The following is a 16,738-nucleotide window of genomic DNA, read 5'->3' as shown; positions in this document are numbered from 1 at the left end:
TCATGATTTTGTGTTTCAAAACAGACCTATACATCTACTGTAGAAATGGTTGCTATCGTTGACACGAAAGTTGTCCAGCATGCATATGATGCCCCTGTCGACATCGTCGAGATGACAGATGACAGGTCTACTTGCGCAGGCAGCTCTTCCGCATATAGTTCAAGGTTTTGCAAATGATTGTTATCGTTCTTCAACATGTCCCCCACCTATCAAATTATCCGTAGCAGCTGACAGTTCCGGCGGATGCCGCTGTCGTTCCCGGACATGATGCCGTGCTGACTGATGATGTAGAGCTGAAAGAAGCGGCAATGGTTGCTAAATCAACTTGCTCCGGCAGTTCTTCAGCAAAAAGTTCTAATTCATGCATTTTATCTTTTTCCATTTTGTAATCCCCCTTATTAACCGCCATAAGACGAAATTGTGCCGGCAGTAGATGCCGATGATCCTGCTGATGCAACTGTTCCGAAGGACGCTGCCGTCGTGAATCCTGACAACGATTGAATTTCCGTCATTTCCTCAGCATACAGCTCCAACTCAAATTCTTTTTTCTCTTCCATATGATAAGCCTCCTAAAATAAAATTGTAGAAATGCACTTTCTTTACCCAGAAAATGAAGATGCCGTGCCTGCTGTGCCCGCTGTGCTTCCCGGACATGAAGCAGATCCAAGAGTCGTGGCAGAAGCCCACGTTGCTAACGGACCAACGGTAAAGTCCATCTGGTTTTCAAGCTCTTCTGCGAATAATTCCAATTCAGCTTTTTTCTCTTCCATATTTATCACCTCCTTTCAAGTTACACGTTGTAAAAGAAGGTTTTTAGCTTTCGGCAAAGGTTATTGGTTTTCCAAATGAGAATGCACACAATTGGGTGCGGTGCCGTCCGTCAATATGAGTGCATTCCCTGAGAGGCCTTGGAAGAGCGCCGGCAAAAACAGTCCCTGTAAGCCCAAGCGTTAAAGCCGAAAGCCAGGCATTATGAGCCGCTGCTCCGCCGCGCACCATCAAATGCCGGTATCCATGGCCTCCATAATGCTGTACGGCTTGGTTCATCGTCCCGTGTACAATGATAATGGCGGGAGCAAACATGAATTCCTTCTGTAAGAACCAATTTTCCGCTTCTGCTTGTTCGGGAATTTCGCCTGCAGGCACTAAGGAATGGGTTTCTGGACAATAATCGTAAAAGAAAGGACATTGGAGATTTTCAATACGCCACGCGATTACGGATAACGTAATGTCAATTCCCTTGCTGATTTGCCGCGGCCAATGTCTCGCATCCTCTTCTTTTGCTGCAGATAAAATCGTTCCTACATCGCTTAAATCAACGGGAGCCCGATCATAAAAACGAGTGGCCGTACGCTCCTTAAATACCTGAAAAAGCTCTTCTCCTTCAATGCGCTGATCGGGAAGGAGCACAGACCGGCTGCCGTTTTTGTGATGATCAGTCTCATGCAGTTGCTGTGACGTGCCGCTATCAATATGAAAATCTTTTGTTTCCTCGATTAATTGGTCTATCAGCTGAAATGGTTCAAAAGAAGCCACTGCCATCACCGCCCGTCATCTATTCCGGCTACCGCGGTAACCGGTTCTTTTTTAGGATCTAATCCCAAGCAGGTTATAAGCTCTTGCTCGTTCCACTGATCAACTGCACTTAACGTGATTCCAAGTCCGGTTGATACAGCATGCATTTGAGATAAAGCGACACCGGCATCCAAATGGATCACTTTATATGCGAATCCGTTATATTTGCTGGCCACCCTTTCATAAGCGCCGGTAAAGACCACAAGAGCCTTTGGAAGCTGCTCCTCTGTCAGACCGGTTATATCAGTCATTTGTTTCTTTATCTCTTCCTCAGTTAAAGAAGGGCCGATTTTCGCCAAGGAGTGGTCTAAATGCTGATAATAGTAACAATTAGGGACCAGTCCTTTTACAGACAGCGCAAGAATATAAATCTGGCATGATCCTAAATTACCGCCCGTCGGCGCCCATCTTTGCACTTTGTCGGAGACCTGGCCGCTGCCGGCATCTCTTAAGCCTCCGCTTGTGAGAAACAGACGGGTCAATGATTCGAGATTCAATTCTTCCTTCACAGGAATTGGCTCATATCTATTTTTCAAAAAACTGCCCTTTGGATGCGGAAGGGATTCTTCTTTCGGCAGCCCAGTTAAAGCCGCGCTCGGATAGTTTTTTGCTTCATTTGTTAATAAGAGATTCTTCGGATTGTAATGGACTTGATGACTTTTAGGGTTAATTAAATGTTTCGATGGAAAGGCGATGGCATTCTCAAATTGCAATGCCGGGTGAAGTTCATTCTCGGAGCTGCCGGAAGCGCATATGCCATCCGGTTTTGGATGTACTTTTTTGCTTGTGCTTGTCCAATCATTAAATTGAAAGGTTAAATATTCCGACCCCGTTGCCGAAGGTGCGAGTCTTGTAATGAAATAAGCAATTTCAATCGCAGAATAGTATTCCCACATTTCAATATGATCCAAGTCGGACGCACCATTGTTTTCTTCTGATTCAACCGTTTTTTTATAATCATGATAGGCCGCTGTTTCATTTTTTTCAAAATAAGGACCGACTACACCGCATTCCTCTGTAACCCGTGTGAGAAGCCAGGGAATATTTTTCTCACGGCAAAGATAGTCTAACGAAAGCAGACGCTCGTGATTCAAAGGGTTTGTGCAAAAGACAATGACGTTTGTTGCTTGACCAAGCTTCACTTCATCTGAAAGCAGTTCTGCTCTGACATGGTCTGCCCCCATAAACAGAAGTTCATCTTGAAGGATTTTTCCGTGATCTGAATCTGTCAGCAGCAGGATCTTGGCGGTTTTTAATCTATTCAGGCCTTCAGCCGCGCTTCTGTTTACCCTGGTGGAGTCCGTGCTCCGCTGGAAAAAATGCAGCACGTCAGCATCGAAATGGCTGATATCTACCCCCTCATCTCCCTCCGCGTCATCAAGCAGACCGCGCATGAACAATAGTGAGAGAATGTTACTGACATCCCTCGGAGAATATTGGTCAAATTCTTTTATGATTTCCTCTAGAGAATATGCACCATTTAGAAAAGGTATCAGTTTCGGCAAAAACCGTGTCACGGCATTTCCCTTCAGCACCTGTAAATTTTCCGTTCCATGGAACAACAGAGAATCTTGGTCAGGAATCATTTGAAGGCTTGCCATTAAACGCGGTTTTTTCGGCAAATTAAAATTCGGATCGAAATATGCCGCATGACCGACTTGTTCCGCAGACATGACTGAAGTGTTTTTCATTTTGTGAGCGCCTCCCCTCTTCTTTCGCCTAACAACGATTGAAGGCTTTCAGATAACTGCGCCACACTCCGATTTTCCTCAGGCCGTTTTAACCCGCATCTGGGACAGCCGTGGATGCCTACCGTTTTGGAGCGGAAAGACTCTCTTGTCAGCATATTCATCTGCCAGATTGAACCGGCTGATGACGGCGCATCTTTATCGATTGATTTTATAATTGTCGAGGCAAAGACGGCTGACCAGCCTGCAAAGCTTCGTAAATACCCTTTCGGCCCCGCATCTGGATGCCTGTGATAATAATCATCCATCTTTCTGACATACTGAGGAACCGGCGAGTGCTGTAAAGACCTCGATTCAAAGCAGTGAAAGCACGGTCCTTCACCCGGAATGACAAGAGGGCCTATTCTGACATAAGGATGGTCCATGGTAATCGGCAGCCACGGTTCTCTCCATTTAAAGAAAAGCTGATCTAATTGTTTCGAAATGTATGAAGATGATTTCCAAGAAGCAAAAATATGTAAACGTGCAGATGGGAAGCGATCTGACGGCAGTAGATACATAGGCTCGGGTAATGCCGTAACAGCAGTGTTTTGATACCTCTTGGAGAATTGCTCTGCCACTTCTTCCCCAAAAGCTCCTGACGACATAATATGAATGGGTTTCATTTTAAAATCTCCTTCCTTATTAAGCAAAAGGCTGAGGCCAAGAATTGATTTCACTCTCAGGTTTTACTGGATAACCCATCGCTTTTGTTCCTTCATATAATCGGGGATGCCCCAGAAAACGGCAGCGATAGCTGAAAGACAATGGCTGAAGCCCCGGAATAACCACCCGGACCACACGCATATCGGCACGAATGGCTTCATCGGTTGTGAGATCAACCGCAAATGCCTCCAGCCCTTTTTCTTCGAGCCGATCTAAAAGAAATGCCAAATTCTCTCCTGCATTTTCTTGTTCAAGATTTTTAAATTCTGAAAGATTTGAGCGGTTTGGTGATTGTACTAAGAAATCGTATGCACGCAGCCGTTCAGGTTTCCCCATGTATGTCGCACCGTGGAACACGTTAAAGAAATCGTCTATATCATTTGGGGCGGGACGCTCTGCCATCATGGCGATACGTGAAGAGGCGGCCTCCCTCATGACTTTGTTTATTGCTTTTTGGGGGTTCAAATCTGTCGCGCACATAATCAAGGCTGCCAGTTTTTTATTGTAAGGCGTCAGCTGCAAAGAATAAATGGTCGGAATGCCGAGATCTGTCGTTCCGTTAAATAAATACTGCTTGATATTCCCGTTTTTATATGTTCTGTTTAAAAATTCAGTCATTTCTTGATCTGGTGTTTCATCAAATACGATGTGAGGCAGAGGAAGTTCCTGATACCATGTTAAAGAGATCGCATCTCTTTCAATCACTTCACAAATGGCGTTGATAAGCGCTTGTTCATAAGAGGTATGTGCAGCGCAGCCGGTTGATATAGGAAGCCAGAAGCGCTCGCCTTGGCTCATGGCCGGCAGATGCAAATAGGTCATAATCGCCGGGATCCATGTCTCTTCTTGCGTATGGAGGGACATGCCCTTTACCCACCTCAGCGGAGAATTGAATAAAGGTTTATTGACAGGACAGCGCGGATGCGAGAGTTCAGCTTCCGAGCATACGGGAATCTTTGTCAAATCAAGAGCTTTTGATCCCAGTTCCTCAGCCGTTGCCCAAATAAACTGGTCTTCGCTGTACACGCAGCTTGAATAACGTTCTAATGCTTCAGCAATCGCTTTTATTCGACTATCTTTTTCATGAAGTGAGCCTCCAGCCCCATCCATATCGCCCGACATTGATCTTCCCGGATTCAAATAAGCAATATGGGGAAGTGATTGAGAAATATCTCCTGTTGAAGCAACTTGAATTGGGAAATCAGGTTCACCCGGATAGGTCGGGAGGGAGGATACCCGGTTAATAAATCCTCCTAAAGGCTGTACTAATTTTTCCAACGAATGAGCCATGAACACACCTCCATTTTTTCAAAAAAACGTAAATATTGGGTTATGAGTTCATTATATTAAATAAATCGTCCATGATCTATGTCGAAAAACTTAATATACGTTAAGATTACTGAAACTATTTTCCTATTTTTATCTTAATTGTCATTTTCATCTGAACTGAACGGCCAATCCCGTCGTATATGGTAATGAAATCATACGTCTCAGTTATCGTAACTAAAGGGGGAGATTCAGATTATTCAACGGCAAAAAGATATGCTTCTTATTGGCGATTGGTTTTTAGACTCTGAACGCGAAATGTTGGTAAATGAAACATCTACTATACCGCTTTCCAGAATTCAGTTTCGTTTACTGCATTGTTTAGCCGTCCATAACGGCAGGCCTGTATCCAAAGCCAACCTCATTAAATATGCGTGGGGAGAGGAAGGTTTCGCTACAAAAAACGCATTATATGTATATATCAACCGGCTGAGACAGTTAGTAGAAAAGGACGTGAAGCGGCCTAAACATATCTTATGCCTGCGAAAAGAAGGCTACATTCTTTATCCAAAACATTAAAGGAGCGTGAAAGAAGCATATGAAAAACAGCGTGCCGATCACTGTCCAACATTTGTTTAAGTCTTACGACGATCATCAGGTTATAAAGGGCATTTCTTTTGATTTGAAAAAAGGGGAGGTTTTTGGGCTTCTTGGTCCCAATGGAGCGGGGAAGACAACGATCTTGGAATCTATTATCGGTTTACGAGAGCCGAGCAGCGGCGAGATTTCGGTTATGGGCTGCAATCCCTTGAAGCAGCCGGAAAAAATCAGATCTTTTATCGGAGTACAGCCTCAAGAAACAAATCTTTTCCCTTATTTAAAAGTAGGGGAAACACTGAAATTATTTTCTTCTTTATATAAGAAATCACGGCCGCCTGAGGAAATATTAAGGCTGGTCGGGCTTGAAGACATGATGAATAAACCCACCCGCAAACTATCAGGCGGACAAAGAAAAAGGCTTCTGATCAGCATTTCTCTCATATCCGATCCTGATATATTATTTTTGGATGAACCGACGGCGTCTTTGGACCCCCATTCCCGCCGGCAAATTTGGGACATTATCCAATCGCTCAAAGAAAAGGGGAAAAGCGTATTTTTAACGACGCATTCAATGGAAGAAGCTTATACTCAATGCGACCGCACCGCCATTTTATATAATGGAAAATTTGCTGCACTCGGAACCCCTACAGATTTAATCCAAACCTATTGCCCTCAGCAGCGCTTATTCCTAAAATACGCCGGCCAAAAAAGAGTCGAACAAATAAAAAGCATTCCCGAAATAAAGGAATCTTCTATCAAAACGCTTCCGGCCGGCTATGAGCTTGAAATTGTAGCTGAGCCTATTACGAAAAATGTTATCTCCTCCGTCATGAAACAGATTGATGCCGATTGGTCCAGTATTCGTATTGAACAAGGAACGCTGGAGGATGTATTTCTGAAATTAACCGGCAAAAAAATAAGAGAGGGTGTCTTGGTGTGATCAATAAACACGCTTTTTCTGCACTTTTAGGGATGAATATAAAAGAATTGATACGAAATCCCCTGACCTTTTTTATGGTTTTAGCGTTTCCTTTTCTGTTTTTGATCATGTTCGGCGTTTTATCGAGTTCAACCGGCGTCGGTACAGATTTATTCGAGTTTATCGTACCCGGTATTATCGTCATGGCGTTCTTTACACTCGCTATAAACGGCACTTCCACTCCTATTATTCAGATGAGGGATCAAGGAACACTGCGCTTAATCGGATTGACTGAAGCTTCTAAGCTGACATTTGTCCTTTCACAAATATGCGCACGTTTTGTATTAGCCGCTTTTCAGCTGCTTGTGCTGCTGAGTGTCGCTTATTTTAACGGCATGTTACAAGCGCAGAACATTCCCCAAATTATGCTGGTCTCTCTCATCGGGCTTCTCATGTTGTTTGCACTTGGTTATACCGTTGGAAGTATGCGTCTATCTATGGAAGCTGTAAACGGTCTTTCAGGCGGAATGCTCGCCCCTCTGCTAATCGTGTGCGGCTTAATAATGCCGATGAACCTGCTTCCTTCTTGGCTTGAAACTGTATCAAAGTTTATTCCGCTTACCTACTTTGGAGAATTGCTGCGTTATTATTTGAACGGAGATGCTCCCTCTCTCGGTGTCCTATTCAGTTATCTCATTTTAATCATTTCTACTATACTGCTCGCTTTTGCAGCCATCCGTTTGTTTCGATGGGATCATATTCGCGCTTAAAAGGCAAAAAGGCCGGAATGGAGATTCCGGCCTTTTGCTATACTTCTTCTGTGTTACGGCGATTCATCTCTTTTCTGATTCTGTGTGCCGCTCTCATGATCCCGCCATATCCTGTGCAGCGGCATATGTTTCCCAACAGCCTTTCTGCGATTTCTTCATCTGCGGGATTAGGAATTTTCCGAAACAGCGCCTTGAGGGCGATCGTCATCTCCGGAGTGCAGCAGCCGCATTGGAAGCCGACTCCTTGGTAAAAAAGCGGTTTGGCAGATATCAAGTTCATCCTGTTGCAGAGCCTCACTGGCCGTGACTGTCCGTCAGCCTGATAAGACCATAGTCATACACGCATTGAACAGCTTGCCATTGAGCAAAACGGTACAAGCTCCGCAACGGCCGTAGTATGAAAAGCCAAACGGAGAAAAACATATTGGAGAAAAAAGAAAAAAAGCCCCGGCGTTAACCGGGACTTCCCTTTATCCTTCTTGCGATAATTGTCTCGGCTGTTCTTTCCTGCCCCCATTCAAAGCAGCGAAAAAGCTGATCAGAAGAATGACGGTTCCGAGTATATAAGGAAATTCAATATTTACATCAAATAAAAAACCGGCAGCCGACGGACCGGCAATATTGGCTAAGCTGATAAATGCCGTATTCATACCGCCCGCAAATCCTTGCTGATCGCCGGCCAGTTTTGACAGCTGTGTGTTCACCGCCGGCCGGAGCAATGATGTTAGCATCATAAAAAAGATGGCCGCGGCGAAAACAGTCCAATAGGATTGGGCCAGGCTGCAAAAAACAAGGCCGGCCGCCGCGCCGATAAGTGTCCCATTGATCACTTTTTTCTCGCCGAACTTGCCGACTAAGAAACTTACCGCAACCGCCTGCACAAAAACGCCGACAAGGCCTGCGGCTGTTATGATTAAAGCAATGTCCGAAGCGGTAAAACCATGCTTACGGTCAACATACAGTCCAAAGATAGATTCAAAATTCATAATACCGAAGTTGAGCACGAATACTAAAATCAACATAAATGCGTAAGGTGATTTGAGGGCGCGTGACATTTGCTGAAACAAATTTTCACGTTTTTCCTTCTTTGCCCGCGCTTCAAGTTGCTTTTCCTTCTCAAGCGTTTCCGGCAAAAAGAAAAACGACAGTATTGCTGAAAAGCAGGCAAGGCTTGCGGATACAATAAAAGGAACCGCGATGCCGTAATGAATCAAGTATCCTCCGACTCCCGGCCCAATAACGACGCCGAGCGTCATCGCCGCGCTAAACAGCCCCATGCCTTTGCCGCGTTCTTTTTCCGTTGTAATATCCGCAATATAAGCGAACATGGACGGCATTAAGAAAGCAGCGCCAATTCCGCCTAGCAGGCGTGACGCAAACAGCTGCCACAGACTGCCGGCAAAGGCAAAAATGATTTGAGAAACCGCAAACGAGGCAATTCCAAAAATAATCAGCTTCCGCCGTCCGTATTTATCGGTTATTTCCCCGGCAATCGGCGCGAACAAAAGCTGAGTAAGCCCCGCAGCTGCGACAAGAAGTCCCATTGTGCTTCCTGTAGCGCCGAATTCAGTTATATATGTAGGCATAATCGGGATGATCAGCCCGATCCCCAGCATGGCAATAAACATATTCAGCATCAAAATAGATAGTCGTCCCATATAAGTCATGGCTCGTTATACCTTCTCCCCTTGGAAAAAACATGTGTTTATTCCAAAATTGTCATCAATTTTCTATCAACAGTATAACGGTGAAAAGGGAATAAAGTCCAGATTTTTTCAATTCTTTACTTCTTTTTAACTTTCTATAGGACAGGCAGGGCTAAACTTTTTAAACCAGTCTTCTGCTTCTGTGCATGAGCACAAGAAAGACTTTTGTTCAGATAGAAACTTTTGATTAGCGGGTAAATCGTTCGAGAAAATGTCGGTATTTCAATCTTCACCAGCACGGCACATTCAGAACCGCTTAAAGGCACGAAGGTCATCCCAATTAATAACTTAACAATCTCACCGCCTATAGGGATTCTGACAAACCAAAGAGAAGAGTATTTTGACAGTGCCACAAAAGATTTGATCAATCGGATTATCAATCTTTTTCATAAGCGCCAAGAATCTTTTTGATTTCCTCCTCCCTTTGCGTCTAAGAAATACAGAAAAAGAGACGGGCAGTCGCCATGTGCTCATACAAATACCCAAAACGGGTTAAAGTTTTGGGTATTTGCCATCCATTTGATTTATTTTCAGCTGATGGGTTGCTTCATTACTAAAAAGGCTTCTCCACTCTGACTGTCATGTGATTCATTTACTTCAGACGTACAAAGCGTGCGGTCCTTTCTCCGCACGCTTCCTTTCCTATAAAACAGCCTTAGTTTCAGTTTCTTCATAAAAATGAAGTGCCTCCTGAAGAGCCTTCCCCGCTTCAATGGCTGCTCCATGCCTCAGTAATACAGCTTCCAAACCGGCAAGCACAAACAGCACATTTTCCTTCCTGCAGCTGTATCCCATTGTTCCGATTCGCCAAATCTTCCCGGCAAGCGGGCCAAAGGAGCTGGCGATTTCAATCCCAAATTGAGTCAGCAGCATATTTCGGACAGACTCACCGTCAATGCCTTCCGGGATTTGAACACATGTGACGACAGGCATCTTGCAGCTTTCGTCTCCGAATAATTCAAGTCCCATGCCTTTAATCCCGGTCTGCAATGCCTGCTCATGCACACGGTGCCGCTCGAAGCGTTCTTCCAGTCCTTCTTCAAGCACCAGGCGTACGCCTTCTCTTAATGCATACAGCATCGACGTCGCCTCTGTATGATGATTCAGCCTTCTCTCGCTCCAATAGTCCTCAAGCTGGCTCAAATCAAAGTAATTGCTGATAATCGGGCGATTTCCTGAAAGCCGAGTGCTGTCAGCCTGAGTAGCGATTCCGCGTTCTACCTTCTTTCGCTTTGCAATGATATCCGCCACACGATCATTATATGTGATCGGGGCCATGCCCGATGGAACGGATAAACACTTTTGCGTGCCTCCGATCGCGGCATCAATTTTCCAATCGTCCACCTTTATTTCACAGCCTCCGACAGTTGCGACTGCATCAACGATAAAGAGCGCATCATAAGCCCGGCACGCTTCCCCGATTTCACGCAGCGGATGGATTCTGCCTGTTGAGGTTTCTCCATGCACCATTGCGACAATCTTCGGTCTGGCCTGCTGTATCTCCTGAATAATGTCTTCCGGGTCAAAAACCTTTCCCCACTCACATTCCATTGTGAGGACTTTTGCGCCGTAACGTTCCGCGATTTCAGTCAGTAATAAACCGAAACGGCCGTAAATCGGGATGAGCACACTGTCGCCCGGTTCAATCACACTGGCCAAAACAGCTTCAATCCCCGCTCTTGATGTGCCGTCAATCGGATAAGCCCAGCGGTTTTCCGTTTGAAACAATTCACGAAGCATTGCCATTGTTTCGTTCATGATATTTGTAAAAGCCGGATCAAATTGGCCGACGACAGGAGTGCCCATCACTCTTAGCACTCGCGGATCGACCTCAACCGGTCCCGGCGTCATAATGGTTCTCGATGGTGTATGTAATTCCCTTCTGACTGACACAGCCATTCCTCCTTTTTTTCAGTAAGCCAGTTTATACAATAAATCGGTTAAGACGCGGACTCCGATGTCAAGCTGCTTGGCGGATGTAAACTCTCGCGGTGAATGGCTGATGCCGCCTTGGCTGGGCACAAACAGCATACAAGCAGGGAATCGCCTGCCGATCATTTGCGCATCATGTCCCGCTCCGCTGACGATTTCTTCACAGCTGATCCGGTTCTCCGCTGCCGTTTGCAAAGCGGCCGCCTTCAGTGTCTGATCCATCGGCACCGGCTCAATGCTCATGTATTCATCAATAACGGCCCGGATTCCTTTTTCATCGCTTATTCCGCGGATAACAGAAACAAGCTCGTCATGGAATTCCTTCAGCACTTCTTGCTCTTGATGCCGAATGTCAATAGAAAACTGAACCCAGCCCGGTATAACATTCGGCATATTAGGCTCTACATTCATTTTCCCGCAAGTCAATCGAAGTTCTTCCGGCTGCCTGCCAGCCCGCATGACCAGCTCCTGAATGATGCGGCTGCTTGTGACGAGAGGATCTTTGCGCCATTTCATAGAAGTCGTTCCGGCATGGTTGCATTCACCTTCAAGAGTCACCAGGTAACGCTTTTGTCCGGCTATACTCGTGACCACCCCAATATCAGCCCCTGACCTTTCAAGCGTCAGCCCCTGTTCAATATGAATCTCAATAAATGCGCTGATATCAGTGCGGCGCGCCGGCCTGTAAGCTCCTTTTCCGAATCCGTTTTCCAGCATCGCATCTTGCAAGGAAACACCGGCCTCATCGCTTGGCTCTGCTGCATCACCGAGGGCAAAAGTACCCGTCACATTGCCTGATCCCCAATACGTCAGGGGGAAACGGCTTCCCTCCTCCTCGCATAATGAAACAACTTCAAGTGTTTTTTTCGGTGTTCCGTATGTGTCCTTGAGCTGTTTCAAAGCAAGCATTCCAGCGAGCACGCCGTATGCGCCGTCATATTTCCCTCCATTCACCACTGTGTCAATGTGGGAGCCTGTCATAATAATATCAGCGGAAGATTGCGAGCCCGATAGCTTCCCATATACATTACCGACATCGTCGAAACTTGTTTCAAAGCCTAATGAAGACATTTCACTTTTTACTGCCAGCTGTGCGTCCATCCAAGCCTTTGTATACAAAAGCCTCGTTACGCCTCCTTCTGCGGAGGCGCCGTATTGAGACAGCCATTCTATATAATCGGCGATGCCGTTTTTGACTGAAAGCTGCGGCCGATGATCCATAAAATCCCCCCTCTTGTTTGAAAAAACGCGTATCGTGCCTTCATTATAGAAGGAGAACGGCCGTTGTTCATTGACAAATAAACCAAAAAATTTTTTAATTTTTAGTCAAAATAGCTGACTCTTGTAAAAAATCAAAATCCTTCTCTACCGATGTCCGCCATTTTCATGTACAGTCAAGTTAATCGTTTTAATAAGGGAGAGAATTATACATGCAGCAATGGATAAAAGAAGTGGCAAGAGGAAAAAGAGGAGCAAAAGATTTATCATACGAACAGGCTAAGCTTGCGGCAGAAACATTGTTTTCAAAAGAAGCGACTGATGTGCAAATTGCCGCATTTCTTATTGCCGAACGGATCAAAACGGAAACGCCTGACGAACTGCTTGCTATTACGGAAGCAATGAGAGCCGGCGCTGCCGTACTTCAACTGCCATCTGATGTTCGAAACAGTGTCATAGACTTTGCAGGCCCTTATACCGGGAGACAGTCTTTTTTGGCAACCATCCCCGTATCTATTTTACTTGCGGAAAGCGGAATCCCAGCATTTCTCCACAGCAGCGACACCCTTCCGCCAAAATACGCAATCAGTATTAAAGCTGTCTTAGATAAACTTGGCGTGAAGACAGATTCTTCACCGGAACAAACAGCAAAAACGGTCAGGGAACTGAACATCGGCTTTGCTTCCGCCGAAATATTTTGGCAGCCGTTCAGCCGTTTCAGAACCATCCGGGATGACATCGGCGTCCGCACCGTATTAAACACTGCGGAAAAATTACTGAATTACGCCGGAGCGGCCAATATCATGATGGGCGCGTTCCATCGGACAGCCATCCAAAATATATATCCCGTTTTTGAAAAGCTCCGCTATGAACAGGCGTTTATCGTCCAAGGAGCGGAAGGCTCAGAGGATGTTCCGGTTCATCGCAACAGTTTTGTTTTCACCATAACTGGAAGCGACATGTCATCCTTTATTCTGAAGCCGGAAGATTACGGACTGAAAGCAGATGAATCAGCTTTTGATAAAACACTGACTGCCGAGAGCCAGGCTAAAAAAATAACAGCACTTTTAAGCGGAAACGAGGATCCTTCATTGGACTATGAAAGAAAGCAAGTCTTAATGAATGCCGCCCTCCGTTATTATTTATTCGGCCATACCGCTTCGATTGAAGAAGGAGCGGAACTGGCAAAATCTCAGCTCCGCCAAAAACGAGGACTAAGGACTCTGGAAAGATGGATTTCCGGTTCATACTAAGGAACTAATTTACATTTTTATATAAAAATACACAAAACTTAACTTTCTTCCTCCCAGTATCTTTTAGATAATAGAGAAAAGGAGGGCAAGTGATGACTAAAAAATTATGGTTTTTGCCGTTCGTCTGTACATTGCTTATTTTCGGAGGATTTGCGCCGTCAGCATCAGCAAGCGTTCAAGCTGACAACAGCCTGAACAGCCGATTGGTCTCTGCTTCGGCCGGTTTTAAAAACATCTTTTTATCAGCTGCTCCAGCCCCCGCTGCTCCGTCTGCTGATACGGACACTTATTATGAAACGGCTGAGGGGAAAAGCGGTGAAGTATTAAAAAGTGCCCTGCACCGCATCATCAGCGGACATACGATGCTGTCATACAGCGAGGTGTGGACAGCATTGAAAGAAACGGATGAAGATCCCGCAAATCCAAACAATGTCATCTTGCTCTATACAAATGAATCTCGTGCGAAAAGCCTGAACGGCGGCAGTGTCGGCGACTGGAACCGGGAGCATGTATGGGCCAAATCCCATGGCGGCTTCGGTACAAGCAAAGGCCCTGGCACAGACATCCATCATTTGCGTCCTGCTGACGTGCAAGTCAACAGCGCCAGAGGAAATATGGATTTCGACAACGGAGGAAGCGAACACCCAAAAGCACCGGGAAATTATTATGACGGAGACTCATGGGAGCCTCGCGATGAGGTGAAAGGCGATGTGGCGCGCATGCTTTTTTACATGGCTGTCCGCTATGAGGGAGATGACGGGTACCCGGACCTTGAACTGAATGATAAAACAGGAAACGGTTCTTCACCCTATCATGGCAAACAATCCGTTCTTCTCGAATGGAACAAGCAAGACCCTGTTGACGACTCAGAACGAAGAAGAAATGATATCATTTACGATGAATTTCAACATAATCGCAATCCTTTCATCGACCACCCTGAATGGGCGGACGAGATTTGGCCGTAAAACAAAAAGGGTGCCTGCTCAAAATTCAAGCCAACTAATCCCTTTTATCAATTTGAAATCGTTATAAGTTTAATTGAATGAGGGTTTTATGGGGACATTATTTCTTTCAGGAGGCGGAGATGCTGGCCAAACTCAAACAATAGATAAACGTTTTGTAAAAGAATTAGATAAAGATAAGCCTTTATTGTATATCCCTATCGCAATGGATACTTCCCAATTTGATGATTGTTTTGAGTGGATAGACAGCTTTTTTAATCCGTTAGGTATAAGAGACATCACCATGTGGACTAACGTTAAAGACAAGAGCATTCAAGATCTGGATGATTTTTCGGCAGTATACATCGGAGGAGGAAATACCTTTAGTTTACTAAAAAAATTCATTGATACTGCTTTCATCGAGGTTTTAAAAGGCTATACAGAAAATGATGGCATAGTCTATGGCGGAAGTGCCGGTGCCATCATTCTTGGTAAACATATAATGACATGTTCACATATCGATCCTAACCATGTTGGATTAAACAAGTTTAATGGCTTAGAACTTGTAAAAGAATACTCTATTTGGTGTCACTACAAACATGAAAATGACCCATTGATAAAAAAGTATGTTAAAGAATATAAAGCTCCTGTTATATCTTTACCTGAAGAAACAGGTATTTTAGTCAATGATATGGGTATACAAGTCATTGGAACCAAGCCTGCCCATGTATATCAGGGAGAACGTAAGACCGTTATCTATCACGATCATTTTATAAAGTAAGGGAAAACGCTTGGACCAATCATCCAAGCGTTTTTATGTGCGAATTTATTTTCTCCACATTATCGAACTGCTTAGCTCAAAAGCGGCACCCTTTTTTTAATAAACAGCCTGTTCTGTATCAGCGTCAAAGAAGACCGCTTTGTCCATTTTCACGGCAAGCTGAATCGAATCGCCCGCTGCAAGGCTGGTACTGCCGTCAAGCCGCACTGTCAGCCGCTCGTCCCCTGCGGAAACATGCACAATCAGCTCTGAACCCAGATTTTCATTCACTTCAACCCTTGCTTTAAAAGATGAGGCAAACGGCTTTTTCTGCTCCGTCACATGGGTTATATGCTCCGGCCGCACTCCGGCTATCATTTCTTCTCCGACATATCCCTTTTCCTTCAACAGCTTGCCTTTCATTTTGGGAATGAGCAGGCGGACGGCTGGATTTGAAAAAAACAGCTCTCCATGCTGCTCTTCAATGACACCCTTCAGAAAATTCATGCCGGGTGAGCCGATAAATCCCGCTACAAATAAGTTTGCCGGATAATGATAAATATCATGAGGGCTCGCCACCTGCTGAATGTCGCCTTCATTCATGACAACGATCCGGTCGCCCATCGTCATCGCCTCCGTCTGGTCGTGTGTCACATAAATAATAGTCGCTTCCAAGCGCTGATGAAGCTTGCTGATCTCCGTCCGCATCGTCACCCGAAGCTTTGCGTCCAAATTGGACAGCGGCTCGTCCATTAAAAACACCTTCGGCTCGCGTACGATTGACCGGCCGAGCGCCACTCGCTGCCGCTGTCCCCCTGAAAGAGCCTTCGGTTTTCGTTTCAGCAGATGCTCAATCTCCAAAATGTTTGCTGCGGCGTGCACCCGCTCCGCGATTTCTTTTTTTCGCATTTTTCTAAGCTTTAAACCAAACGCCATATTATCAAATACCGTCATATGCGGATAAAGCGCATAGTTTTGAAAAACCATTGCGATATCTCTTTCTTTCGGCGGCATATCATTGACCAATTGTCCGCCGATATAGAGGCTTCCTTCAGAAATGCTTTCTAAACCGGCCACCATCCTTAGTGTCGTTGATTTTCCGCAGCCCGACGGTCCGACCAGCACCAACAGTTCCTTATCCCTTACTTCCAGATCAAAATCCTTCACCGTTAAATTTCTCTGGGAACCGTACGTCTTTTTTATATGTTCAAATGTTAATGAAGCCATCTGAAAACACTCCCCCGTCTTTTTCAACTGATGCCGACACTATTTCGCCACTGGAAACACTTTGCTCTTTCTGTTATTTTTATAGTGTTCCATTTCCATATTTCTAGATGAAACGCAAATTTGTATTATAACATCATAATACATTATAATGATGATAATCGCTTAAAGGAGGTTCACC

At 45.1% G+C, this 16,738-nt stretch carries 18 protein-coding genes and 2 pseudogenes; 7 read left to right on the top strand and 13 right to left on the bottom strand.

The features are described 5' to 3' along the window. Positions 1 to 26: 26 nt before the first annotated feature. From AXI57_RS21265 to AXI57_RS04200, 8 genes are read right to left on the bottom strand one after another with little or no spacing between them, the layout of a single operon-like run. Complete coding sequence (locus AXI57_RS21265) at positions 27 to 197, bottom strand: thiocillin family RiPP (protein ID WP_003327065.1); 171 nt, start codon at positions 195 to 197, stop codon at positions 27 to 29. A 17-nt stretch (positions 198 to 214) separates the two neighbouring features. Further along, entirely contained in the window at positions 215 to 382 is a 168-nt protein-coding gene (locus AXI57_RS21260; protein ID WP_003327063.1) for a thiocillin family RiPP, read from the bottom strand. Positions 383 to 398: 16 nt separating this feature from the next. Further along, positions 399 to 557, bottom strand: a complete 159-nt coding sequence (locus AXI57_RS21255; RefSeq protein WP_003327061.1) for a thiocillin family RiPP — start codon at positions 555 to 557, stop codon at positions 399 to 401. A gap of 42 nt (positions 558 to 599) precedes the next feature. Continuing rightward, entirely contained in the window at positions 600 to 770 is a 171-nt protein-coding gene (locus AXI57_RS21250; RefSeq protein ID WP_003327060.1) for a thiocillin family RiPP, read from the bottom strand. Positions 771 to 813: 43 nt separating this feature from the next. After that, positions 814 to 1,542 carry a nitroreductase family protein gene (locus AXI57_RS04215; RefSeq protein ID WP_003327059.1) on the bottom strand — a complete coding sequence of 243 codons (729 nt, stop codon included), beginning with the start codon at positions 1,540 to 1,542 and terminating at the stop codon, positions 814 to 816. After that, positions 1,542 to 3,266 carry a SagB family peptide dehydrogenase gene (locus tag AXI57_RS04210; RefSeq protein WP_061669326.1) on the bottom strand — a complete coding sequence of 575 codons (1,725 nt, stop codon included), beginning with the start codon at positions 3,264 to 3,266 and terminating at the stop codon, positions 1,542 to 1,544. Before AXI57_RS04210 ends, AXI57_RS04215 begins: the two co-directional genes overlap by 1 nt. Further along, positions 3,263 to 3,928, bottom strand: a complete 666-nt coding sequence (locus AXI57_RS04205; RefSeq protein WP_061669325.1) for a TOMM precursor leader peptide-binding protein — start codon at positions 3,926 to 3,928, stop codon at positions 3,263 to 3,265. Before AXI57_RS04205 ends, AXI57_RS04210 begins: the two co-directional genes overlap by 4 nt. A gap of 19 nt (positions 3,929 to 3,947) precedes the next feature. Beyond that, on the bottom strand, positions 3,948 to 5,258 hold the full coding sequence (locus tag AXI57_RS04200; protein WP_061669324.1) for a YcaO-like family protein: 1,311 nt from the start codon (positions 5,256 to 5,258) through the stop codon (positions 3,948 to 3,950). A gap of 252 nt (positions 5,259 to 5,510) precedes the next feature. Between AXI57_RS04200 and AXI57_RS04195 the strand changes: the two genes are divergently transcribed. Genes AXI57_RS04195 through AXI57_RS04185 form a run of 3 tightly spaced genes read left to right on the top strand, consistent with a single transcriptional unit; the run spans position 5,511 to position 7,523 of the window. Further along, positions 5,511 to 5,813: a winged helix-turn-helix domain-containing protein gene (locus tag AXI57_RS04195; protein ID WP_003327054.1), complete on the top strand. Its 303-nt coding sequence runs from the start codon at positions 5,511 to 5,513 to the stop codon at positions 5,811 to 5,813. Between the two features lie 19 nt (positions 5,814 to 5,832). Further along, complete coding sequence (locus tag AXI57_RS04190; RefSeq protein ID WP_061669323.1) at positions 5,833 to 6,774, top strand: ABC transporter ATP-binding protein; 942 nt, start codon at positions 5,833 to 5,835, stop codon at positions 6,772 to 6,774. Further along, complete coding sequence (locus AXI57_RS04185; RefSeq protein WP_061669322.1) at positions 6,771 to 7,523, top strand: ABC transporter permease; 753 nt, start codon at positions 6,771 to 6,773, stop codon at positions 7,521 to 7,523. Before AXI57_RS04190 ends, AXI57_RS04185 begins: the two co-directional genes overlap by 4 nt. A gap of 37 nt (positions 7,524 to 7,560) precedes the next feature. On the opposite strand, the pseudogene AXI57_RS04180 reads toward AXI57_RS04185, so the two are convergent. Then, positions 7,561 to 7,915 (bottom strand): annotated as a pseudogene (locus AXI57_RS04180) (2Fe-2S iron-sulfur cluster-binding protein); the annotation flags it as partial. 78 nt (positions 7,916 to 7,993) lie between these two features. Then, complete coding sequence (locus tag AXI57_RS04175) at positions 7,994 to 9,190, bottom strand: MFS transporter (protein WP_013390651.1); 1,197 nt, start codon at positions 9,188 to 9,190, stop codon at positions 7,994 to 7,996. Positions 9,191 to 9,430: 240 nt separating this feature from the next. On the opposite strand from AXI57_RS04175, the pseudogene AXI57_RS20640 reads away from it, so the two are divergent. Then, positions 9,431 to 9,640: pseudogene (locus tag AXI57_RS20640) on the top strand (LysR family transcriptional regulator); the annotation flags it as partial. A gap of 231 nt (positions 9,641 to 9,871) precedes the next feature. On the opposite strand, the gene AXI57_RS04165 reads toward AXI57_RS20640, so the two are convergent. Together AXI57_RS04165 and allC are read right to left on the bottom strand one after the other, a co-directional pair. Continuing rightward, on the bottom strand, positions 9,872 to 11,122 hold the full coding sequence (locus AXI57_RS04165; RefSeq protein WP_141292160.1) for a pyridoxal-phosphate-dependent aminotransferase family protein: 1,251 nt from the start codon (positions 11,120 to 11,122) through the stop codon (positions 9,872 to 9,874). Positions 11,123 to 11,140: 18 nt separating this feature from the next. Beyond that, complete coding sequence (allC, locus tag AXI57_RS04160) at positions 11,141 to 12,382, bottom strand: allantoate deiminase (protein ID WP_061669318.1); 1,242 nt, start codon at positions 12,380 to 12,382, stop codon at positions 11,141 to 11,143. Positions 12,383 to 12,591: 209 nt separating this feature from the next. Here allC and AXI57_RS04155 point away from each other — a divergent pair, with 209 nt between their 5' ends. The 3 genes from AXI57_RS04155 to AXI57_RS04145 all read left to right on the top strand — a co-directional run bounded on the left by AXI57_RS04155 (position 12,592) and on the right by AXI57_RS04145 (position 15,354). After that, positions 12,592 to 13,632 (top strand): anthranilate phosphoribosyltransferase, encoded by a 1,041-nt coding sequence (locus AXI57_RS04155; protein ID WP_061669317.1) that lies wholly within the window; start codon positions 12,592 to 12,594, stop codon positions 13,630 to 13,632. A gap of 92 nt (positions 13,633 to 13,724) precedes the next feature. After that, complete coding sequence (locus AXI57_RS04150; RefSeq protein ID WP_061669316.1) at positions 13,725 to 14,597, top strand: endonuclease I family protein; 873 nt, start codon at positions 13,725 to 13,727, stop codon at positions 14,595 to 14,597. Between the two features lie 88 nt (positions 14,598 to 14,685). Further along, positions 14,686 to 15,354 carry a Type 1 glutamine amidotransferase-like domain-containing protein gene (locus AXI57_RS04145; protein WP_061669315.1) on the top strand — a complete coding sequence of 223 codons (669 nt, stop codon included), beginning with the start codon at positions 14,686 to 14,688 and terminating at the stop codon, positions 15,352 to 15,354. Between the two features lie 96 nt (positions 15,355 to 15,450). Here the strand turns inward: AXI57_RS04145 and AXI57_RS04140 are convergent, their stop codons facing one another. Continuing rightward, on the bottom strand, positions 15,451 to 16,560 hold the full coding sequence (locus AXI57_RS04140; protein WP_061669314.1) for an ABC transporter ATP-binding protein: 1,110 nt from the start codon (positions 16,558 to 16,560) through the stop codon (positions 15,451 to 15,453). Positions 16,561 to 16,738: the final 178 nt, after the last annotated feature.

Origin of the sequence: Bacillus atrophaeus, assembly GCF_001584335.1 — a bacterium.
In the GTDB taxonomy this organism is placed as follows: Bacteria; Bacillota; Bacilli; order Bacillales; family Bacillaceae; genus Bacillus; species Bacillus atrophaeus.
The sequence above is the reverse complement of the archived record's forward strand: the minus strand, read 5'-3'. Positions and strand labels throughout refer to the sequence as shown.